Raw genomic sequence first — 18494 nt, 5'->3', positions numbered from 1 at the left:
GCGCTCGCGAAGGGTCACACGTTGAACCGTAGATGTCGTTGCGACCCATGGTGGTCGGACCCGCGCGGTACTGTCGAAGTGTGCAGCGACGAATCATGGGTATCGAGACGGAGTTCGGCGTCACGTGTACCTTTCACGGGCACCGCAGGCTCAGTCCGGACGAGGTGGCCCGCTACCTGTTCCGGCGGGTCGTGTCCTGGGGGCGCAGCTCCAACGTGTTCCTGCGCAACGGTGCGCGGCTGTACCTCGATGTCGGGTCGCATCCGGAGTACGCCACCGCCGAGTGCGACAACCTGCTCCAGCTCGTCGAACACGACCATGCCGGGGAGCGGGTGCTCGAAGAGTTGCTCGTCGACGCCGAGCAGCGGCTCGCCGAAGAGGGCATCGGCGGCGACATCTACCTGTTCAAGAACAACACCGACTCCGCGGGCAACTCCTACGGCTGTCACGAAAACTTCCTGGTCGCGAGGGTGGGGGAGTTCTCCCGCATCTCCGACGTGCTGCTGCCCTTCCTGGTGACCCGGCAGCTGATCTGCGGGGCCGGGAAGGTGCTGCAGACCCCGAAGGCCGCCACGTTCTGCCTGTCGCAGCGCGCCGAGCACATCTGGGAAGGGGTGTCGTCGGCGACGACCCGGTCCCGCCCCATCATCAACACCCGCGACGAGCCGCACGCGGACGCCGAGAAGTACCGCCGCCTGCACGTGATCGTGGGCGATTCGAACATGTCCGAAACCACCACGATGCTCAAGGTGGGGTCCGCGGCGCTGGTGCTGGAGATGATCGAGGCGGGGGTGCAGTTCCGCGATTTCGCGCTGGACAACCCGATCCGCGCGATCCGCGAGGTCAGCCACGACCTGACGGGCCGGCGACCGGTCCGGCTGGCCGGTGGCCGGCAGGCCAGCGCCCTCGACATCCAGCGGGAATACCACGCGCGTGCGGTGGAGTACCTCGACACCCGCACACCGGATCGGTACGTCTCGCAGGTCGTCGACCTGTGGGGACGGGTGCTCGACGCCGTCGAAACGCAGGATTTCGCGAAGGTCGACACCGAGGTCGACTGGGTGATCAAGCGCAAACTGTTCCAGCGCTACCAGGACCGGTACAGCATGGAGTTGTCCGATCCCAAGATCGCGCAACTGGACCTGGCGTATCACGACATCAAACGCGGCCGCGGAGTCTTCGACCTGCTGCAACGCAAGGGCCTGGCGGCACGCGCCACCGACGACGAGGCGGTCGAGGCGGCGGTCAACACCCCGCCGCAGACCACCCGGGCCAAACTGCGCGGCGATTTCATCGCCGCGGCGCAGGCCACCGGCCGCGACTTCACCGTCGACTGGGTGCATCTCAAGCTCAACGATCAGGCGCAGCGCACCGTGTTGTGCAAAGACCCGTTCCGGTCCGTGGACGAGCGGGTCGAGCGGCTCATCGCGTCGATGTGACGGTTCTGCGCGCTCCGGTGAGAGATTCCGGGGCGGCGCCGGGGCGACGGGGCATTAGGGTTGGGCCGTGGCGATCTCGAAAGTCGAACGGCTGGTCAATCTGGTCATCGCGTTGCTGTCCACCCGGCAATTCCTGACGGCGGAGAAGATCCGCACGTCGGTGGCCGGATACTCGGAGTGCGCGAGCGACGAGGCGTTCAGCCGGATGTTCGAGCGCGACAAGAACGAACTGCGCGATCTCGGGGTGCCCCTGGAAACGGGGATGCCGTCCCGGTTCTCCACCGTCGAGGGCTACCGCATCAACCGCGACGCGTACGAATTGCCCGAAATCGACTTGACCCGTGAGGAAACGGCCGCGGTCGCGGTGGCATCCGCGTTGTGGGAGTCGCCCGAACTGACCTCGGCGGCGCAAGGCGCGTTGCTGAAACTGCGGGCCGCCGGGGTGCAGGTCGACGTGGATCCGGGGACGGTCGCCCCGATCCCGGCGCGGGCCCGCGGCTCGGAACCGGCACTGCAGGAACTGCTCGCCGCGATCGATGCGCGGCGCGCGGTGCGGTTCTCGCACCGCAGCTCGCCCACCGAACCGTGGACCACCCGCACCGTCGACCCGTGGGGAGTGGTCACGGTGCACGGCCGGTGGTATCTGGTGGGCCACGACCGCGATCGCGATGCGCCGCGCACATTCCGGCTCTCCCGCATCGGCGACGACGTCACCGCGATCGGTCCGGCCGGAGCGGTACAGATCCCCGCGGGGATCGACCTGCGGGCCCGGGTCCTCGCCACCACCAGCCAGGGGGAGATCTCCGGCTCCGCGCGGGTGTGGGTGGCAGCCGGGAAGGCCTACGAGTTACGCCGCCTCGGAGACGAGATCGAGCAGCGGCAGATCGGTGGCCACGACGGCAGTGCCCCCCGCGACGGCACGGTCCTCGAGGTGCCGGTGCGGTCCTGGGAATGGATCGGGCGGATCATCGCCGGGCAGGGCGCCGACGCGCTGGTGCTCGAACCGGCGGAATTGCGGGCCGAAGTGCAACGCATCCTGGCACGGGTGGTCGGCGACGGGGCCGCCGCCGAGAGGGACGAGACAGCGGGGGACGACACGGAGGGGGACCACGCGCCATGAGTGCACGACTGTCCGGGCGGTTGGCCCGGCTGCTGAACCTGGTGCCCTACTTTCAGGCGCACCCGGGGATCAGTGCGGCCGAAGCCGCCCGCGACCTGGGAGTCACCCCCAAACAGATCATGGACGACCTCAACCAGCTCTGGGTGTGCGGGCTGCCCGGGTACGGACCCGGCGACCTGATCGACCTGTCGTTCTCCGAAGACAGCATCGTCGTCACGTTCACCGCCGGCATCGACCGGCCGCTGCGGTTGACCTCCACCGAGGCGACCGCGCTGCTCGTCGCGCTGCGGTCGCTGCTGGAGATGCCCGGTGTGGTGGAGCCCGCGGCGGCGCAATCGGCGATCGCGAAGATCGAAGCGGCCGCCGGCACCGCCGCGACCGCGCACACCCCGGACGGCGCCGGTGCCGCGGTCACGGAGAATCCCGTGGCGGGACGGGTGCGCGATGCGGTGCGCCGCGGCCGGGCACTGCACCTGACCTACTATTCAGCCTCCCGCGACACCGTGTCCGAACGTGTCGTCGACCCCATCCGCATCGTGCTGATCGACGAGCACACGTATCTGCAGGCCTGGTGCCGCACCGCCGAGGGAGTGCGGCTGTTCCGCTTCGACCGCATCGACGAGGCGACGGTGCTCGACGAGGCGGCGCAGCCGCCGCAGCAGGCGCTGAGCGGCGACGAGCACCTGGAATTGTTCGAGGGCGACCCCGCACTGCCCGCCGCCCGGCTGCGTCTCGAACCGGGCTACACGTGGCTGCTGGACTATTACCCGCTCACCGACGTGGAGGTGTTCCCGGACGGTAGCTGCGAGGCGGTACTGCGATATGCGTCGCGGGACTGGATGGTGCGACTGCTGGTGGGCCTGGGCAGCGGCGTGACGGTCCTCGCGCCCGCCGAGTTGGTGTCCGCGGTGCGGACCCGCGCCGGTGAGGCCCTCGAGGCGTATGCGGCGCTCGACGACGCGGGACGGCCCGCGTGAACGCGCCGGCAGGAAACGTTCGTGTGAACCTTGCGCAAACTCCCTGCGGATTCGGTTCACCCGCGAAAACGGGCCGTACGGGTCCGGTAGCATCGACACCAGCCGATTTGTGGAGGTTGTAAATGGGTGCAATGAGCCCGTGGCACTGGGCCATCGTCGCGTTGGTCGTGGTGATCCTGTTCGGTTCGAAGAAGCTGCCCGACGCCGCACGCGGTCTGGGTCGTTCGCTGCGAATCTTCAAGAGCGAAGTCAAGGAAATGCAGAACGACGACGCGCGTTCCGCCGCGCCGCAGCAGCCGCAGGTCCAGCAGCCCCTGCCGCCGGTGCAGCAGCAGCCGCAGCCGGTGGAGCCCACCGTCGTTCCGCCGCAGCAGCAGAACGCGCCTCACAGCGAACCGCGGTCCTACTGACCGTGCTCTCCCCTCCGGGGCACCCACACGGGTGTCCCGGTTCCGCTGGTCCCGAGGGGCCCGGATTTCGAACCCCGGCGGCCATTATCAGGAGCTGAGAACCGCACCGTGCGCATCCCGTTCGATCCCCGCCGCAGTCGGCGCAAGACCAACCCCGACGGCACGATGTCGCTGGTCGAGCACCTGTACGAACTGCGCACGCGGCTGCTCATCGCGGTCGCCGCGGTGCTCCTCACCAGCATCCTCGGGTTCCTCTGGTACAGCCGCGGTGTGTTCGGCTTCGACAGCCTCGGTGAGATCCTGCGCGGACCGTACTGTGCGCTGCCGCCGTCGTCGCGCGCGGATCTGAGCACCGACGGGGCCTGCCGGTTGCTCGCGACCGGCCCGTTCGAACAATTCATGTTGCGGTTGAAGGTCGCGATGACCGCGGGCATCGTGATGGCCTGCCCGGTCTGGCTCTATCAGCTGTGGGCGTTCGTCACCCCCGGCCTCTACAGCAAGGAGCGGCGGTACGCGATCGGGTTCGTCGTCTCCGGGGCGGTGCTGTTCGTCGCCGGCGCCGTGCTCGCGTACCTGGTGGTCTCGCACGCCTTGTCGTTCCTGCTCACCGTCGGTAACGACGTGCAGGTCACGGCCCTCTCCGGTTCCGAATACTTCGGTTTCATCATCAATCTGCTGGTGATCTTCGGGGTGTCCTTCGAGATTCCCCTGGTGATCGTCGCCCTCAACGCGGTGGGCGTGCTGCCGTACGAGAAGCTCAAGGCGTGGCGCCGCGGCCTGATCATGGCGATGTTCGTGTTCGCCGCGATCGCCACCCCCGGCCAGGATCCGTTCTCGATGATCGCCCTGGCGATGGCGTTGACATTGCTGCTCGAAGTGGCCATCCAGATCTCCCGGATCACCGACCGGCGGCGTGCGCGCCGTCGCCGCGCGGAAGGCTGGGGTGAACTCGACGACGACGAGAGTTCCACCATCCCGGCACCGGCACCGGTCGAACCGTCCGGCCCGGCCCGGACCGACTTCTCGGACACTCTGTGAGCGAGCACCCGCACGTGGAACCGGCCGTCCCGCAGAGCCCCGGACCCCGGCTCACCGATTTCGCCGCGTCCCTCGACTTCCCCCTCGACCCGTTCCAGCAGGACGCCTGCCGCGCACTCGAGGACGGCCATTCGGTGCTGGTGTGCGCGCCGACCGGCGCGGGGAAGACCGTGGTCGGCGAGTTCGCGGTGTACCTGGCGTTGCAGGCCGGCAGCAAATGCTTCTACACGACTCCGATCAAGGCGCTGAGCAACCAGAAGTACGCCGATCTGTGTGCCCGGCACGGTAGGGACGCCGTGGGATTGCTCACCGGCGACCAGTCCATCAACGCGGATGCGCCGGTGGTGGTGATGACCACCGAGGTGCTGCGCAACATGATCTACGCATCGTCGACCTCGCTGATCGGTTTGACGCATGTGGTGATGGACGAGGTGCACTTCCTGGCCGACCGGTTCCGCGGCGCGGTGTGGGAGGAAGTGATCCTGCACCTGCCCGAGGACGTGCGGCTCGCGAGCCTGTCCGCGACCGTCTCGAACGCCGAGGAATTCGGCGACTGGATGACCACCGTGCGCGGTGACACCACCGTCGTCGTGGACGAGGTGCGGCCCATCCCGCTGCATCAGCACATGATGGTCGGACCCCGGATCTACGACCTGTTCGACACCAGCGCCGAACCCGCCGACCTGCCGAGGCGTGAACGCCGCCGCGGCATCGTCGTCAACCCCGAACTGCTCGCGGCGGTGCGCCGCCGGCTGAGCGCGGACGGGGCGGATCGGTGGCAGGGTCGGGGAGGCCGCGGCTTCGGGTCACGCAACTTCCGTCCGCTGCCGCGCCCCGACGTCATCACCCGGCTGGACCGGGACGGGTTGCTGCCGGCGATCACGTTCGTGTTCAGCCGCGCCGGGTGCGACGCCGCCGTGCTGCAATGCCTGCGGTCCGGGTTGCATCTGACCACCGACGAGGAAGCCGCCGAGATCGGCCGGATCGTCGACGAGCACACCCGCGAATTGCCTGCCGCCGATCTCGAAGTCCTCGGCTACAGCACGTGGCGCACCGCCCTCGAACGCGGTATCGCCGCGCACCACGCGGGCATGCTGCCCGCGTTCCGGCACACCGTCGAAGAGTTGTTCGTCCGCGGCCTGGTGCGCGCGGTGTTCGCCACCGAAACCCTCGCGCTGGGCATCAACATGCCGGCCCGCAGCGTGGTGCTCGAAAAACTCGTCAAGTTCAACGGCGAAACCCATGCCGAACTGACCCCTGGTGAATACACCCAGCTCACCGGCCGTGCCGGACGCCGCGGCATCGACATCGAGGGGCACGCCGTGGTGTTGTGGCAGCCCGGTGTCGAGCCGACGACGGTCGCCGGTCTCGCCTCCACCCGCACCTTCCCGCTGCGCAGTTCGTTCAAGCCGTCCTACAACATGGCGGTCAATCTCATCGACGCGGTCGGCGTGGACCGGTCCCGGGCACTGCTCGAGATGTCGTTTGCGCAGTTCCAGGCGGACAAATCGGTGGTCGGCCTGACCCGCAGCATCGAACGCAACGAGGCGACGCTGGCGAAGCTGCGCGAAGAACTCGGCGGCGCCGACAGCGAGATCCTCGACTACCTGACCTTGCGCGCGGATCTGACCGCCGCGGAGCGCGAGCACGAACGACGCAGCCGGCAGGACCGCCGGCAGGCGGCGGTGGCCTCGCTCGTCGGGTTGCGCGCGGGCGACATCATCACCGTGCCGGCCGGGAAACGCACCGGGCTCGCCGTCGTCGTCATCCCCGATCAGGACGTCACCGACCCGCGTCCGACGGTGGTCACCACCGACGGGTGGTCCGGACGGTTGTCGGCGGGCGATTTCCCGTCACCGGCAGAAGTGCTCGGACGGCTCCGGCTGCCGCGGCACATCGACCATCGCACCGGCCGCGGTCGCCGCGATATCGCGTCGGCGCTGCGGTCCAAGGGGTTGTCGGCACCGCGCCGCCCGAAGCGCGGCAAATCCAAGGGACACAACCGGGAGATCGACGCGTTGCGACGCCGGTTGCGCAGCCACCCGGCGCGCGACGAACCCGACCTCGAGTCGCTGGCGCGGCTCGGTGAGCGGTACCACCGGTTGCTGCGCGAAACCGAGCAGCAGCGGCGCCGCGCCGAGGCGACCACCGATTCGCTGGCGCGCACGTTCGAACGGATTGTCGCGCTCCTGACCGAACGCGGCTACCTCACCGGCGGCGACGACCCGGAGACCACCGATGCCGGCGACCGGCTCGCCCGGGTGTACGCCGAGGCCGATCTGCTGGTCGCGGAATGCCTGCGGCACCGCATCTGGGCGGGGCTGTCCCCGGCCGAGCTGGCGGCGGTGGCGTCGTCGGTGATCTACGAGTCGCGCACCGACGACGTGGTCACGGTGCGTGGCCCGACCGGGCCGATCCGCACTGCGCTCGTGGAGACCATCCGGATGTGCGACACGTTGCGGGCCGACGAGGTGCGGCACCGGTTGCCGCCCACCCGCGAACCCGACCTGGGGTTCGTCACCGCCGCATACACCTGGGCGAACTCCGGTTCGCTCGCCGAGGCGCTGATCGCGGCCGACGTCGCAGGCCGGGAGTTGTCCCCGGGCGATTTCGTGCGGTGGTGCCGGCAGTTGATCGACATCCTCGACCAGGTCCGGACGTGCGCCGACGACCCGGAACTGGTGCGGACCGCGGGCCGGGCGGTCGGGGCGATCCGGCGCGGCGTGGTCGCCATCGATCCGGCCGCGGCGTGAGCGTCCGCGCCGCGACCCTCCGGGGCGCGACCGGTCCGGCTGGTGTGATTTGATACGCGCTGCCGTACCGGTGCCATGTGGTCCGGTGGCGCTACGGTGAGACAACACGTGAAGGGCAGCTGGAGGCGACGATGACCGGGCCGAACGAACCGCAGGACCCGGACGGACAGCAACCGTCCCGACCGGCCGATCCGTGGGCGAACCCGGCTTCCGGCCGGGCGTGGGACGCCGCTCCCGGCGGACAGTCCTGGGCACCGCCGCCCCCGCCCGGTAACTGGGGACAGCAGCACCCCGCCCAGCCGAATCCCGGCCCGTCACCGTGGCAGCAGGGTGGCGCCCAGCCCGGCTCTTCCGCCGGGCAGTGGGGACAGCCCGGTGGTCCGCCGCAGCAGCCCTGGGGACCGGCGCCCCAGCAACAGTCTCCGCAGCAACCCGGCCCGCAGGGCTGGGGACCGCAGCCGGGACAACCGGGGTGGGGCGCACCGCAGCCCGGACCGGCCGCGACACCCGGCTGGGGCCCACCGCCCGGCGGGGCGCAGCAGTGGGGCCAGCAGCCCCCGCCGCCGCAGCCCGGACAACAGTGGGGACCGCCGCCCGCCGGCGCGCAGCAGTGGGGCCAGCCCACCCCGCCGCCGCCGAAGAAATCGAAACTGCCGCTGATCATCGGTGGCGTCGTCGCGCTCGTCCTCGTCATCGGCGCGGTGATCGCCGTCGCGACCCTCGGCGCCAAGACCACCCTCGATGCGGCAGCCGCCGAAGCGGGCGTGGCGAAGGTGCTCACCGAGTCGTACGGTGCCACCGAGGTCGGCGACGTGTCCTGCCCGACCGGCCAGGAAGTCGAGGCGGGCAACAGTTTCGCGTGCACCGTCACCGTCGACGGCCAGTACCGCTCGGTGACCTTGACCTTCACCGACGACGCGGGCACCTACGAGGTCAGCCGCCCCAACTGACCGGGCCGCCGCCGGTCACTGACCGGCGAGCGCCGCGACGAGCGAGGTCACCGGCCGTTCCACACCCCAGCGGCGCGCCAGTTCGTCGAGCCGGTCCGGGTGGGCGGGCACCGTCGGCAACACGTCGGGCCGCGACATCTGCACGTGCGCGTCGGTGGCGACCTGCACCACCGGCAACGCGGCGTCGAGGTAGTCGGCGGCTGCCGCGAGTTTCGCGCGCATGCCCTGCGAGAGCCGGGACGTCTCGTCGGTGACCGCCGTGCGGACCGCTGCGAGCGATCCGTACTGCATGAGCAATCCGGAGGCGGTCTTCTCGCCGACGCCCTTGACGCCGGGCAACCCGTCGGACGGGTCGCCGCGCAGCACCGCCAGTTCGGCGTAGGCGACGCCGGCGCGATCGGCGGGAACGCCGTAGCGCTCGGCGACCTCGGCGGGACCGAACAGTTCTGCCTTGGCCAGTCCGCGGCCCACGTACAGCACCCGCACCGGCACCGGTGTGTCGGTGACGACCTGCAGCAGGTCGCGGTCACCACTGACCACGATCACCGGGTCGGTGCGTTCCTGCGCGGCGAGCGTGCCGAGCACGTCGTCGGCCTCGAATCCGGCGGCGCCGCCGGTCGCGATTCCGGCGGCGGCGAGCAGGTCCAGGATCACCGGGACCTGCGGAAGCAGCGCGGGCGGGACCTCTTCGACGGTGCCGTCGGACCCGGCCGCGACCCGGTGCGCCTTGTAGCTCGGCACCGCGGCGACCCGGAACGCCGGGCGCCAATCCAGATCCAGGCACACCACCAGTCGGCTGGGCCGGTGTCGCCGGATCAGCGACGCGACCATGTCCACGAAACCCCGGACCGCGTTGACGGGCGTGCCGTCCGGCGCGGTCATCGACTCGGGCAACGCATGGAAGGCCCGGAACCACAGGCTGGCACCGTCGAGCAGCAGCACCACCGGTTGCGGGGCGGTCGGCGGCGGGGACGTCTCGGATGGGGTCACGGACCACATCCTGCCATCCGTGCGCGACCGATACGCTGGGGATCATGAGCACCGCCGACTCCCGATTTCCCGCCGCCCGCTACGGAACACGCCTGACTCGCGCCGCCGAGTTGGGGGCCGCCGCCGGGCTCGACGCGTTGCTGATCACCCCGGGACCGGACCTGCGGTACCTGGTGGGTTCACGCGCCGAGTCGTTCGAACGCCTGACCTGCCTGGTGATCCCCACCGACGGGTCGGCCGCCACCGTGGTGGTGCCGCGCCTCGAGCTGGCATCCCTCAACGAGTCGGCCGTCGCCGAACTCGCCGTGCCGGTCCGCGACTGGGTCGACGGACAGGACCCGTATGCGCTGGTCTCCGAGTTGCTGCCGGGTGCGTCCGCGGTCGCGGTCGCCGAGGCGATGCCGGCGCTGCATCTGGTGCCGCTCGCCGCGCGCTTCGGCGGCACCCCGGTACTGGCCACCCCGGTGATCCGGCAGTTGCGGATGCTCAAGGACGCCGACGAGATCGACGCGTTGCGCCGCGCGGGTGCCGCCATCGACCGCGTGCATGCCCGCATGGGGGAGTGGTTGCGGGCCGGTCGCACCGAAGCGCAGGTCGCCGCCGATATCAGCGCCGCGATCCTCGAGGAGGGGCACACCGAGGCGGCCTTCGTGATCGTCGGGTCGGGCCCGCACGGCGCCGACCCGCACCACGAGGTGTCCGATCGGGTCATCGAACCCGGCGACATCGTGGTCATCGACATCGGCGGTCCCGTCGAGCCCGGCTACAACTCCGATTCGACCCGCACCTACAGCATCGGCGAACCCGACCCGGCGATCGCCGCCCGCATCGCGGTGCTGGAAGCGGCGCAGCAGGCCGCGGTCGACGCGGTGCGGCCCGGGGTCACCGCCGAAGCGGTCGACGCCGCCGCGCGCGATCTGCTCGCCGCCGAAGGGCTGGGGGAGGTGTTCGTGCACCGGACCGGGCACGGCATCGGCCTGTCGGTCCACGAAGAGCCGTACATCGTCGGCGGCAACACCGAGACGCTCGAGCCGGGCATGGCCTTCAGCATCGAACCGGGCATCTACTTCCGCGGGCAGTGGGGGGCACGCATCGAAGACATCGTGGTGGTCACCGCAGACGGCTGCGAGCCGGTGAACCTGCGGCCGCACGGCCTGACGGTGCTGCCCGCCTGAGACCGGGCGCGCCGGTCAGTCCAGCACCGAACCCATCACGCGGGCCACGGCGATCTCCACGACGACCCGGGTCGGGTTCTCCCGCGGCTGCCGGTACCGGCGGGCGTAGCGGGCGACCCCTTCGGCGACGGCGTCGGCGTCGTCGCGGACCCGCGCGGGACCTTCCAGGGTGAGCCAGCGGCCCCCGTCGACCTGCGACACCGCGCCGTAGCCGCCGCGGGCGGCGTTGCGGGCCTTCTGCGACCCGGCGTTGGTGATCACCCGCGCCACCTGCGCGTCGGGATCCCAGGTGAACCCGACAGCGACGACGTGCGGGGTGCCGTCGGACCGCAGCGTGGTGAGGGTGCCGAGGTGGTATTCGGACAGGAACTGCAGCGCACGGTCGCCGAGCGCGCCGGGGGTGTGAACCATGCCCGGAAGCCTAGAGGGCCGGGGTCCGCCGCCGCGGAACGAGGGACCCGGCGACACCTGCGCGACCCGTTCCCGCGACACTGGCGGAATGAACAGCGCACAGGGAACCGTCGTCGTGTTCGGGGGCCGCAGCGAGATCGGAGTGGAGGTGGCTCGCCGGCTCGCACCGGGGCGCACCGTGATCCTCGCCGCGCGGCGCGCCGACGACCTGGCCGGACCCCGGGAGTCGGTACTGGCCGCCGGTGCCGCCGCCGTGCACACCGCGGAATTCGACGCTGATGCGCTCGGCACCCACCAGCAGGTGCTCGACGACCTGGTCGCCGCACACGGACCGATCGATCTCGCGGTACTCACGTTCGGGATTCTCGGCGACCAGGCCCGCGCCGAAACCGACGCCGCGCACGCAGCGGCGATCGTGCACACCGACTACGTGGCGCAGGTCGCGTTGCTGACCCGGCTGGCGAACCTGCTGCGCGCGCAGGGATCGGGCCGGATGGTGGTGTTCTCGTCGGTGGCAGGTGTGCGGGTGCGCCGCGCGAACTACGTGTACGGCTCGGCGAAGGCAGGACTCGACGGGTTCGCCTCCGGGCTGGCGGACGCGCTGCACGGCAGCGGAGTGTCGTTGCTGCTGGTGCGGCCCGGATTCGTGATCGGCCGGATGACCGAGGGGATGAGTCCGGCACCGTTCTCGAGCACCCCACCGCAGGTCGCCGACGCGGTGGTCCGCGCCCTGGGACGTGGTCGCGGCGAGGTGTGGGTGCCCGCCCTGCTGCGTCCGGTGTTCTTCGGGATGCGGCTGCTGCCGCGGGCGATCTGGCGGCGACTGCCGCGTTAGAGGGTGTGGATCCGGAAGACCGGGTACCGGTCGGCGACGGCGGCGAACTCGGCGGGTGTCGCGCGCCGGTCGATCGGGAAGTGTGGCCGCGCACCCGGGGCGAGGTCGAGGTAGCGGCGCAGAATGGGGGCCCGCTCGCCCGGGGCGATCTCCTCGAGTGCCGCGGTCCGGCGTCCGCGGCGGTGCAGGACGGCGCGCCCGTCCGCGGCCGCCGCTCGCGGGTGATTCGCGGCGGGGGATTCACAGCGGTAGCGTCCGGCGGGTGAATATCCGGCCCCGCCGCCCGACGACCTCGCACAGTGCGTCGAGTCGCTGTCCGAGGTTCACACAGTGGACGGCTACCCGCATCGTTGGCCCGACGACCCGGTCGGGTGGCTGAGCCCCGCGGACCTCGACAGCGCGTGGATCGCAGAGCAGGCGGGTCAGGTCGTCGGACACCTCGCTCTGGTCGGGCGCGAGGACGCTCTGTGGGTATCCCGGCTGTTCGTGCGGCCGGGGGCCAGGCGATCGCACGTCGGCGAAGGTCTGCTGGACAAGGCGCGCGAGCGGGGCGTCCTGATGCTCGACGTCATCGAGCAGTCCACGTCGGCGATCGCACTGTACGAGCGCACCGGCTGGACACTGCTCGAGCGGCGGCCCGCAGACTGGACGATGTCCGACGGCACCAGACCGATGGAGCGGCTCTACATTTCGCGGTGATCTCGGGACCGGCGCGTTGCGCTGGGCGGTGTTTGGCCTGGTGGTGTCGGCGGGCGATGTCTCCGGTCGTCGCGGGTCAGCTCCGATCAGGTTGAAAACTGCCCGCTATGCGGGCACTGATCCACCAAAGATGACCTCAATCGCGGACGAAGCGCGGAACCTCGGGTCGAACCGCGATGCTCACGGGCGGAACACCGACCGCAGGCAGTTGTCCTCCTTGTTCTTGAACATCTCGTAGCCGCGCACCGATTCGCTGAGCGGCAGGTCGTGGGTCATGAGCCAACTCGGATCGAGCCGGCCCTCCGTCACGTGCTCGAACAACTGCGGCATGTAGCGCTGGCCGTGCTGCTGCGACGTGCGGAGAGTGAGGCTCTTGTTGGTCAGTGCGGCCATCGGGAACTTGTCGGTCAGCCCGTAGATGCCGAGGACGGAGACCACACCGCCCTTGCGGCACGCCAGGATCGCCTCCCGCAGCGAAGTCGCGCGGTCGGACTCCATGCGCAACGCCTGCTTCACCTTGTCGTAGACCTGGCCGACGCCGGTACCGTGCCCTTCCATGCCCACCGCGTCGATGCACGCATCCGGCCCGCGACCGCCGGTGCGCTCACGCAACGTTTCGTAGACGCTGTCGGCGACGGTGTAGTCGACCGTTTCGGCGCCGACCTTCTGCTCGGCGAGATCGAGCCGGTCGCGGAACCTGTCGAGCACGATCACGCGTTCGGCGCCCATGATCTTCGCGCTCGCGGCGGCCATGAGCCCGACCGCTCCCGCACCCCACACCGCGACGGTGTCGCCCGGCGAGATGTCGCAGAAGTCGGCGCCCATGTAGCCGGTGGGCACCGCGTCGGACAGAAACAGGGCCTGTTCGTCGCTCACACCGTCGGGCACCGGAAAACAGTTCACGTCGCCGAAGGGCACTCGGATGTACTCGGCGTGGGAACCCTGGTAGCCGCCGAACGGATGGGTGTAGCCGTAGATCCCGCCGGTGGGGTAGCCGAGGACAGGTTGCTGCATCGCGGCGTTCGGGTTGGTGGTGTCGCACACCGCGTGCTGGTGGAAGTCCATTATCCGAGGAGGAACTATCCAGCGGTCTCTGAGAAGGAGGAAGCTGGCCTTTGGGCCACACACGCAAATCGTGATCATAGAAGGTTGGGTCACGCAAACAGTCAGCATCGAGCACGAAGATGCCGGCCGAATCCCGTTAGGACCATACGACACGGCCGAGTGCATTCAAGTCCTGCCCGTGGAGACTTGATTGATAAAGCGGTCCCCGTCAAGGACGGGCACAGCCGTACTTTCGTCAACCTCGGCGGCCACCATGACATCGGATCGATATCCTGCACCGATCAACTCGCGACCGGATGCACACTCCTCCAGAGCAGAACTGAACCTGCCACGGACCGCGCGCCACGCGTCCGCCGCGACCTCGGCCTCGACGGATGCAGTCAAATCTGGTCGTAGACGCATCAACTCCGTCAGCACAGCGCCCGCACCCCACAAGTCTTCTACAGACGGTCGCAGCGACCCGTCGGGCCAACGCTCGCCAGCGGCAATCACCGATACGGCGGTTCCGTTCTGGCAGTTCTCGGCGATCCATTCGGCTACCGCGGAAGCATTTCGCACACACGCTCCGATGCACGCCGCTGACGACGCACCCAGCGAATGCGCGATCGATGAGCCGTTGGGTGAGGGCAAGACCAACCGCTGCACCCCGACAGCGCTACGAACGGTATTCGGTGACAGGCTCACCGCTCCTTGGCTCGCTTCGCTGCGGCCTACGGCTAAGACGGCATTCTGGACGGCCGCGTACTCGGCGGCCGAGTCGTCCCGCCACCGATAGGGCAGCACCTCGATTCCAAGATCCGCAGCAACCGACAGGGTGGTGGTGAACGACAACACGTCCACCACCACGGAAATACGTGAATCGCTCAGAGCAGACGTTCCGGTCAGGCCCCACTCGAACCGGACAGAGCTGCGCAACTGCTGATGAGCGGGATTCACGCCCCTACTTTGACACGGACTGTCTGTGGGTGAGTCTGGAGGGTTGACCTGGTATCAAGAACGCCCGCCCTGGACGAAACCTGACTCCTGTCGGTGTCTACTGCTTACACGAGAACGAGACTGTGCTCGTCATCGGCACGCGTTCTGACAGGTCGCTGACTCATGCAAAGTAAGGATTCCTCGTCAGAACAGACTCAATGCGTCTGCGACCATTCGGTGGCCTTCATGCTCAAACGGTTCATCGCCGACCTGATATGCCCAGACCGCGGTTCCGATCGCTTCACGGAGGGTGGAAATCGCCCAGAGTTCCAGATCTCGGGGGTCGGTGCCGTAGCCGTCGAGAAAGGCCTGTTCCAGATCCGTGTTCTTGCGCCACTGCCGCGCTGCGAGCCGGCAAAAATCGCTGAGCGCGGGGCGGAAATCGAAGCGCCCGAAGTCGATGACCTTGACCATCCCGCGGTCGACGAGCCAGTTCCTCGGCGACCAGTCACCGTGCGTAGGCACGACCTTCACAGGCCGAGGGCCGTACGACGCAAGGATCCGACGCAGCCCGTCCACGGTGTGTGGATCGATTCTGTGTGGTTGATCGAGCCAGGCAAGAGCTTTCGCGGTGGCGCGGGCTTCCGCATCGTCGTCGCAACGCGCTGCTTGGTCGTGGAAGGTGCGAAGAAGTGCACCTGCCTGGTGATGAACATCGGCGTCGAACTCGGCGTCGCTTCCTGCGGCAAGGGTGCCGTCGAGGTATTCGGTGACCAGGATGTTCGCGGCCCGATCGTGCTCGATCATGCGGGCAGCGCGCCCGTTCTCCGCCAGGCAAGCGGTCGCGCCCTGATAGGCGGTGATCTCACGGCCGATGTGGCTATTGGCCGGGCCTGCTGCTTTGACAATGAATCGGCCGAGTCCGCTGGCGATCTCGAGTACAACGGTGTCGGTGAGGTTCCAGCTCAGATCGGCCTGTAGTCGGGCATCGGGGAGCCAACGCGAGAGGTGAACGGTTTGCTCGACGCTGAGTCGACAGGTAAGACCGAGCCGTTCCTTCTCGTCGTCCACCCGGGGAAGCTATCAGAGGACACAGGGTGTGCCCACCCCATCACGGGCCTCAGAGTGGTCTGTGAAAGACCGTGCGAAGTTGGTGCGGTGGCACCTGCTCCGGTCTTCCGGAGCGTGTAGTTCGTGATCAGCGGGCCCGGGGTTTCTCGCGATGTCGCAGACTCGGATACTCGCCGCGGTTACCGGCCGCGAGGTGCGCGTAGGTCGCGAAGGTGTTGACGCTGAAGCCGAGCATGTCGGCCAGCACCTTGGCGGGGACGGCTCCCGCAAGACGAAAACGAGCAGTTTTTTTGCAGCGCGGAGATGCTGGTGCCGAGCATGCACAGCTGCCGGGTGAGATAGAGCGTGCTTCGTGGTCGGCCGGGCTGCCGGCCCGGGAACAGCCAGTCCTGCGGCCCGGCGTCGGGATGCCGGGCGAGTTGTGTGCGGGCCAGATCGCCAAGTCGTCCGGGAAGCCGCAATGGCCGGTCCCTGACGTACAGGTCGATCGCCTCGCCGGTATCGCGGAGCTGTCCACGACGGAGTGCGAGAATCCTGGACGCGGGGACGCCGTAGACCGCGATGAGCAGGGACGGGACGCGGACATCGAGGGCGATGGTGTCGTCACGGAGGAGCGTGGCAATGGTGTGTTCGTGATCGCGTTCGGATGCGGTGATGTTAGGCAGGCCCGGGGTGAGGACGGGGACTTCGAGCTGCGGCGCGAGACCACGCTCGTGCGCCCAGCCGAGGAACTGAGGTAGCCAGCGTTGCGCGGAGCGAACGGTCAGGAACTGTTCGACCTGCCCCTGGGTGACGGCGTCGAGCGAGGTGTCGTGCTCGTCGAGCCAGGTGAGAAAGGCGATCAGTCCGCGCGTTGCGGCCTTGACATGCTTGGCGGCACCGGAGGTGATATCTCCTGTGCGACGGTCGGATGAGGCACGACGCAGCAACACCCAGCGGGCATAGGTGGTCATCAACCGGCGATGCCCGGCAGGAGCGTCAGCGATGGCACGCTCCGTCCAGGCTTCGAGGAGGTCGGCGGTGGCCCGGTCACGGGGAATCGCTCCGGCCTCGACCAGCAGGGCGTAGAGATGGTCGAGACTCTTGTCGCCGCCGGGCCGGACGAAGGACGCGGCAGTCAACGGTGCTTGTCCGGAGGCGATCTCGCCCAGAAGGTCGAGGTGCGGGCCGCGGCGCAGCCATGTGATGATCTGCGCCGGCCGGGGCCGGGTGAGCAAGTGCTCGCGTAGGGCGCGCATCGGTTCGCTGATCGTCCCGTCGGGGCCGGTGAGTAGTTCGGTGCAGCGGTCGTCGAGGACACAGTGTGCGCAGAGCCTGCCGTAGTGGTGTTCCTCGCCGCCGCAGCGGCGACAGGCGTACCGGGCCGGCTGACCCGCGCAGCCTGCACAGATCGCCGTCGCGGTGTCGTCGAGGAAGGCGAGGATACGGATCCGGTCGCAGCCGGGACAGGGGGCGGGGTTGCGCAGCACACGGTTGTGGCAGGCGAAGCAGTGCGGGCCGGTCAGGATCGTGGTGGCGATCTTCTTGTCGTGTCCGCACGACACACACCGCCGGGCCGGTCTCGGGTAGCAGTTCAGGCAGTGCCACCGGCCGTCGACTCGGCTGGCGACGGTCACCGTCTTCGCGCAGGCGGTGCACTCGAAAGTCGGTGCGCCGTCGGGGCCGCAGCGTTGGCAGACCTGCCTTCCCTCCGGGTCGGTGGCGATGAGCTTCTTTCTCCGCAGACAGCTGGGACACTCTCCGTAGGCCGACAGTTGGGTACACCGGTAGCAGATTCGTCGCCCCTGTTCGTCCCGCATCTTGACGACCTTGGCGGTGCGGCAGCCGGGACAGATCGGCAAGCCGATACCGGTCACGTCGTGGCGGTCGAGATGCGCCAGCAACTGCTGCACCACGGTCGGTGTGTCTGCGGGAATCCGGGACGGGGTGAACGTGTCGCTGGTCAGCAAGCGCAGTGCCCCGTTGCGCCGGGGTGCAGGGATGATCCGTTCCGCGGCTGCGATCACGAGCGGCTCGGGCGCACGTATTCCTTTGCCGGTGAGGGCCGCGGCGACTCGGGGGCCGAATTCGCCGTTCGGCTGTGGGGTTCCTCGCTGGATCGTCACGAGTGCTTCGGTCGGTGGATGTGGGCGGGGACCGGGCGCAGATCGCCGATGTTGTCGATCGGGCCGCCGGTGCCGGTGGCTTCGGCTGGCTGCTGACCGGCTTGTTCGAGGACGAGCAGATCATTGGGGGTGCAGCCCAGGATCGTGCACAGGGCGGCGAGGACCTCCACGTTCAGTCGCTGCGGGGTCTGGGTCACCAGGCGGAACACCTGTTCTCGGGACAGGGCAACGCCCTCGGACTGGAGGGGTTCGATCAGGTCGGTGGTCTTGAACATGCCGCGCTCTGCCATCAGGGTGCGCAGTCGCCAGGTGATCGTCTTCGTCGTCATTGCTGCTCCTGCGGGGTGAAGTAGAACTTGTCGATCGCGGCGGTCAGGACGCGGTTGCGGTAGTCGTCGGTGACGGAGGTGTAGATCGCGGTTGTCGAGGCGTAGGCGTGCCCGACCTGACTCTGCACAAACTGTGGGTAAGTCCCGGGAAGTGGTGGGAATCGGCTGAGCGCATCCGGCCAGGTCCGCGGCGTGTCGCTCCCTCGCCGAGG

Annotated in this window: 17 protein-coding genes and 1 pseudogene; 10 read left to right on the top strand and 8 right to left on the bottom strand. The window is 69.0% G+C overall.

Translation table 11 applies throughout. From position 1 onward, the window contains the following. The first annotated feature begins 80 nt into the window (after window positions 1-80). From pafA to HF886_RS08365, 7 genes are all read left to right on the top strand, one after another. Window positions 81-1439 (top strand): Pup--protein ligase, encoded by a 1359-nt coding sequence (gene pafA / locus HF886_RS08395; protein ID WP_346765326.1) that lies wholly within the window; start codon window positions 81-83, stop codon window positions 1437-1439. A 67-nt stretch (window positions 1440-1506) separates the two neighbouring features. Then, window positions 1507-2559: a YafY family protein gene (locus tag HF886_RS08390; protein ID WP_169622279.1), complete on the top strand. Its 1053-nt coding sequence runs from the start codon at window positions 1507-1509 to the stop codon at window positions 2557-2559. Then, window positions 2556-3536 carry a YafY family protein gene (locus HF886_RS08385; protein WP_169622280.1) on the top strand — a complete coding sequence of 327 codons (981 nt, stop codon included), beginning with the start codon at window positions 2556-2558 and terminating at the stop codon, window positions 3534-3536. The genes HF886_RS08390 and HF886_RS08385 overlap by 4 nt, the downstream gene beginning before the upstream one ends. A gap of 122 nt (window positions 3537-3658) precedes the next feature. Further along, entirely contained in the window at window positions 3659-3946 is a 288-nt protein-coding gene (gene tatA, locus HF886_RS08380; protein ID WP_169652063.1) for a Sec-independent protein translocase subunit TatA, read from the top strand. A 108-nt stretch (window positions 3947-4054) separates the two neighbouring features. Further along, entirely contained in the window at window positions 4055-4984 is a 930-nt protein-coding gene (gene tatC, locus HF886_RS08375; protein WP_169622282.1) for a twin-arginine translocase subunit TatC, read from the top strand. Between the two features lie 14 nt (window positions 4985-4998). Then, window positions 4999-7737, top strand: a complete 2739-nt coding sequence (locus HF886_RS08370) for a DEAD/DEAH box helicase (protein WP_296549373.1) — start codon at window positions 4999-5001, stop codon at window positions 7735-7737. A 131-nt stretch (window positions 7738-7868) separates the two neighbouring features. Beyond that, window positions 7869-8687: a DUF4333 domain-containing protein gene (locus HF886_RS08365; RefSeq protein ID WP_169652061.1), complete on the top strand. Its 819-nt coding sequence runs from the start codon at window positions 7869-7871 to the stop codon at window positions 8685-8687. Between the two features lie 15 nt (window positions 8688-8702). On the opposite strand, the gene HF886_RS08360 is transcribed toward HF886_RS08365, so the two are convergent. Continuing rightward, on the bottom strand, window positions 8703-9686 hold the full coding sequence (locus HF886_RS08360) for a 5'-3' exonuclease (protein ID WP_169622285.1): 984 nt from the start codon (window positions 9684-9686) through the stop codon (window positions 8703-8705). A 35-nt stretch (window positions 9687-9721) separates the two neighbouring features. Here HF886_RS08360 and HF886_RS08355 point away from each other — a divergent pair, with 35 nt between their 5' ends. After that, on the top strand, window positions 9722-10852 hold the full coding sequence (locus tag HF886_RS08355; RefSeq protein WP_169622286.1) for a Xaa-Pro peptidase family protein: 1131 nt from the start codon (window positions 9722-9724) through the stop codon (window positions 10850-10852). Window positions 10853-10867: 15 nt separating this feature from the next. On the opposite strand, the gene HF886_RS08350 is transcribed toward HF886_RS08355, so the two are convergent. Further along, a complete protein-coding gene (locus tag HF886_RS08350) occupies window positions 10868-11263 on the bottom strand; it encodes a PPOX class F420-dependent oxidoreductase (protein WP_169652060.1) in 396 nt (131 codons plus the stop codon). Window positions 11264-11351: 88 nt separating this feature from the next. Here HF886_RS08350 and HF886_RS08345 point away from each other — a divergent pair, with 88 nt between their 5' ends. Both HF886_RS08345 and HF886_RS08340 read left to right on the top strand, forming a co-directional pair. After that, window positions 11352-12098 (top strand): SDR family NAD(P)-dependent oxidoreductase, encoded by a 747-nt coding sequence (locus HF886_RS08345; protein WP_169652059.1) that lies wholly within the window; start codon window positions 11352-11354, stop codon window positions 12096-12098. A gap of 330 nt (window positions 12099-12428) precedes the next feature. Further along, window positions 12429-12797: a GNAT family N-acetyltransferase gene (locus HF886_RS08340; RefSeq protein ID WP_346765200.1), complete on the top strand. Its 369-nt coding sequence runs from the start codon at window positions 12429-12431 to the stop codon at window positions 12795-12797. A 180-nt stretch (window positions 12798-12977) separates the two neighbouring features. Here HF886_RS08340 and HF886_RS08335 read toward each other — a convergent pair. The 6 genes and pseudogenes from HF886_RS08335 to HF886_RS21255 all read right to left on the bottom strand — a co-directional run. Then, window positions 12978-13847 (bottom strand): annotated as a pseudogene (locus HF886_RS08335) (zinc-binding dehydrogenase); the annotation flags it as partial. Window positions 13848-14027: 180 nt separating this feature from the next. Then, entirely contained in the window at window positions 14028-14798 is a 771-nt protein-coding gene (locus HF886_RS08330; RefSeq protein WP_169652058.1) for a 2-phosphosulfolactate phosphatase, read from the bottom strand. A 183-nt stretch (window positions 14799-14981) separates the two neighbouring features. Then, window positions 14982-15848, bottom strand: a complete 867-nt coding sequence (locus HF886_RS08325) for a phosphotransferase (RefSeq protein ID WP_169652057.1) — start codon at window positions 15846-15848, stop codon at window positions 14982-14984. Between the two features lie 179 nt (window positions 15849-16027). After that, window positions 16028-17953, bottom strand: a complete 1926-nt coding sequence (locus HF886_RS08320) for a hypothetical protein (RefSeq protein WP_169652056.1) — start codon at window positions 17951-17953, stop codon at window positions 16028-16030. Next, entirely contained in the window at window positions 17950-18282 is a 333-nt protein-coding gene (locus HF886_RS08315) for a helix-turn-helix transcriptional regulator (protein ID WP_169652055.1), read from the bottom strand. The genes HF886_RS08320 and HF886_RS08315 overlap by 4 nt, the downstream gene beginning before the upstream one ends. After that, window positions 18279-18410: a hypothetical protein gene (locus HF886_RS21255; RefSeq protein WP_277351033.1), complete on the bottom strand. Its 132-nt coding sequence runs from the start codon at window positions 18408-18410 to the stop codon at window positions 18279-18281. The genes HF886_RS08315 and HF886_RS21255 overlap by 4 nt, the downstream gene beginning before the upstream one ends. Between the last annotated feature and the right edge of the window lie 84 nt (window positions 18411-18494).

It is taken from the genome of Rhodococcus sp. 105337, assembly GCF_012844225.1.
Classification (GTDB): domain Bacteria; phylum Actinomycetota; class Actinomycetes; order Mycobacteriales; family Mycobacteriaceae; genus Rhodococcus.
The sequence above is the reverse complement of the archived record's forward strand: the minus strand, read 5'-3'. Positions and strand labels throughout refer to the sequence as shown.

Coding starts and splice junctions, on each gene's coding strand:
- tatA (WP_169652063.1), top strand. CDS start 3,659: ATGGGTGCAATGAGCCCGTGGCACTGGGCCATCGTCGCGTTGGTCGTG.
- HF886_RS08350 (WP_169652060.1), bottom strand. CDS start 11,263: ATGGTTCACACCCCCGGCGCGCTCGGCGACCGTGCGCTGCAGTTCCTG.
- HF886_RS08315 (WP_169652055.1), bottom strand. CDS start 18,282: ATGACGACGAAGACGATCACCTGGCGACTGCGCACCCTGATGGCAGAG.
- HF886_RS08365 (WP_169652061.1), top strand. CDS start 7,869: ATGACCGGGCCGAACGAACCGCAGGACCCGGACGGACAGCAACCGTCC.
- HF886_RS08360 (WP_169622285.1), bottom strand. CDS start 9,686: ATGTGGTCCGTGACCCCATCCGAGACGTCCCCGCCGCCGACCGCCCCG.
- HF886_RS08345 (WP_169652059.1), top strand. CDS start 11,352: ATGAACAGCGCACAGGGAACCGTCGTCGTGTTCGGGGGCCGCAGCGAG.
- HF886_RS08385 (WP_169622280.1), top strand. CDS start 2,556: ATGAGTGCACGACTGTCCGGGCGGTTGGCCCGGCTGCTGAACCTGGTG.
- HF886_RS08355 (WP_169622286.1), top strand. CDS start 9,722: ATGAGCACCGCCGACTCCCGATTTCCCGCCGCCCGCTACGGAACACGC.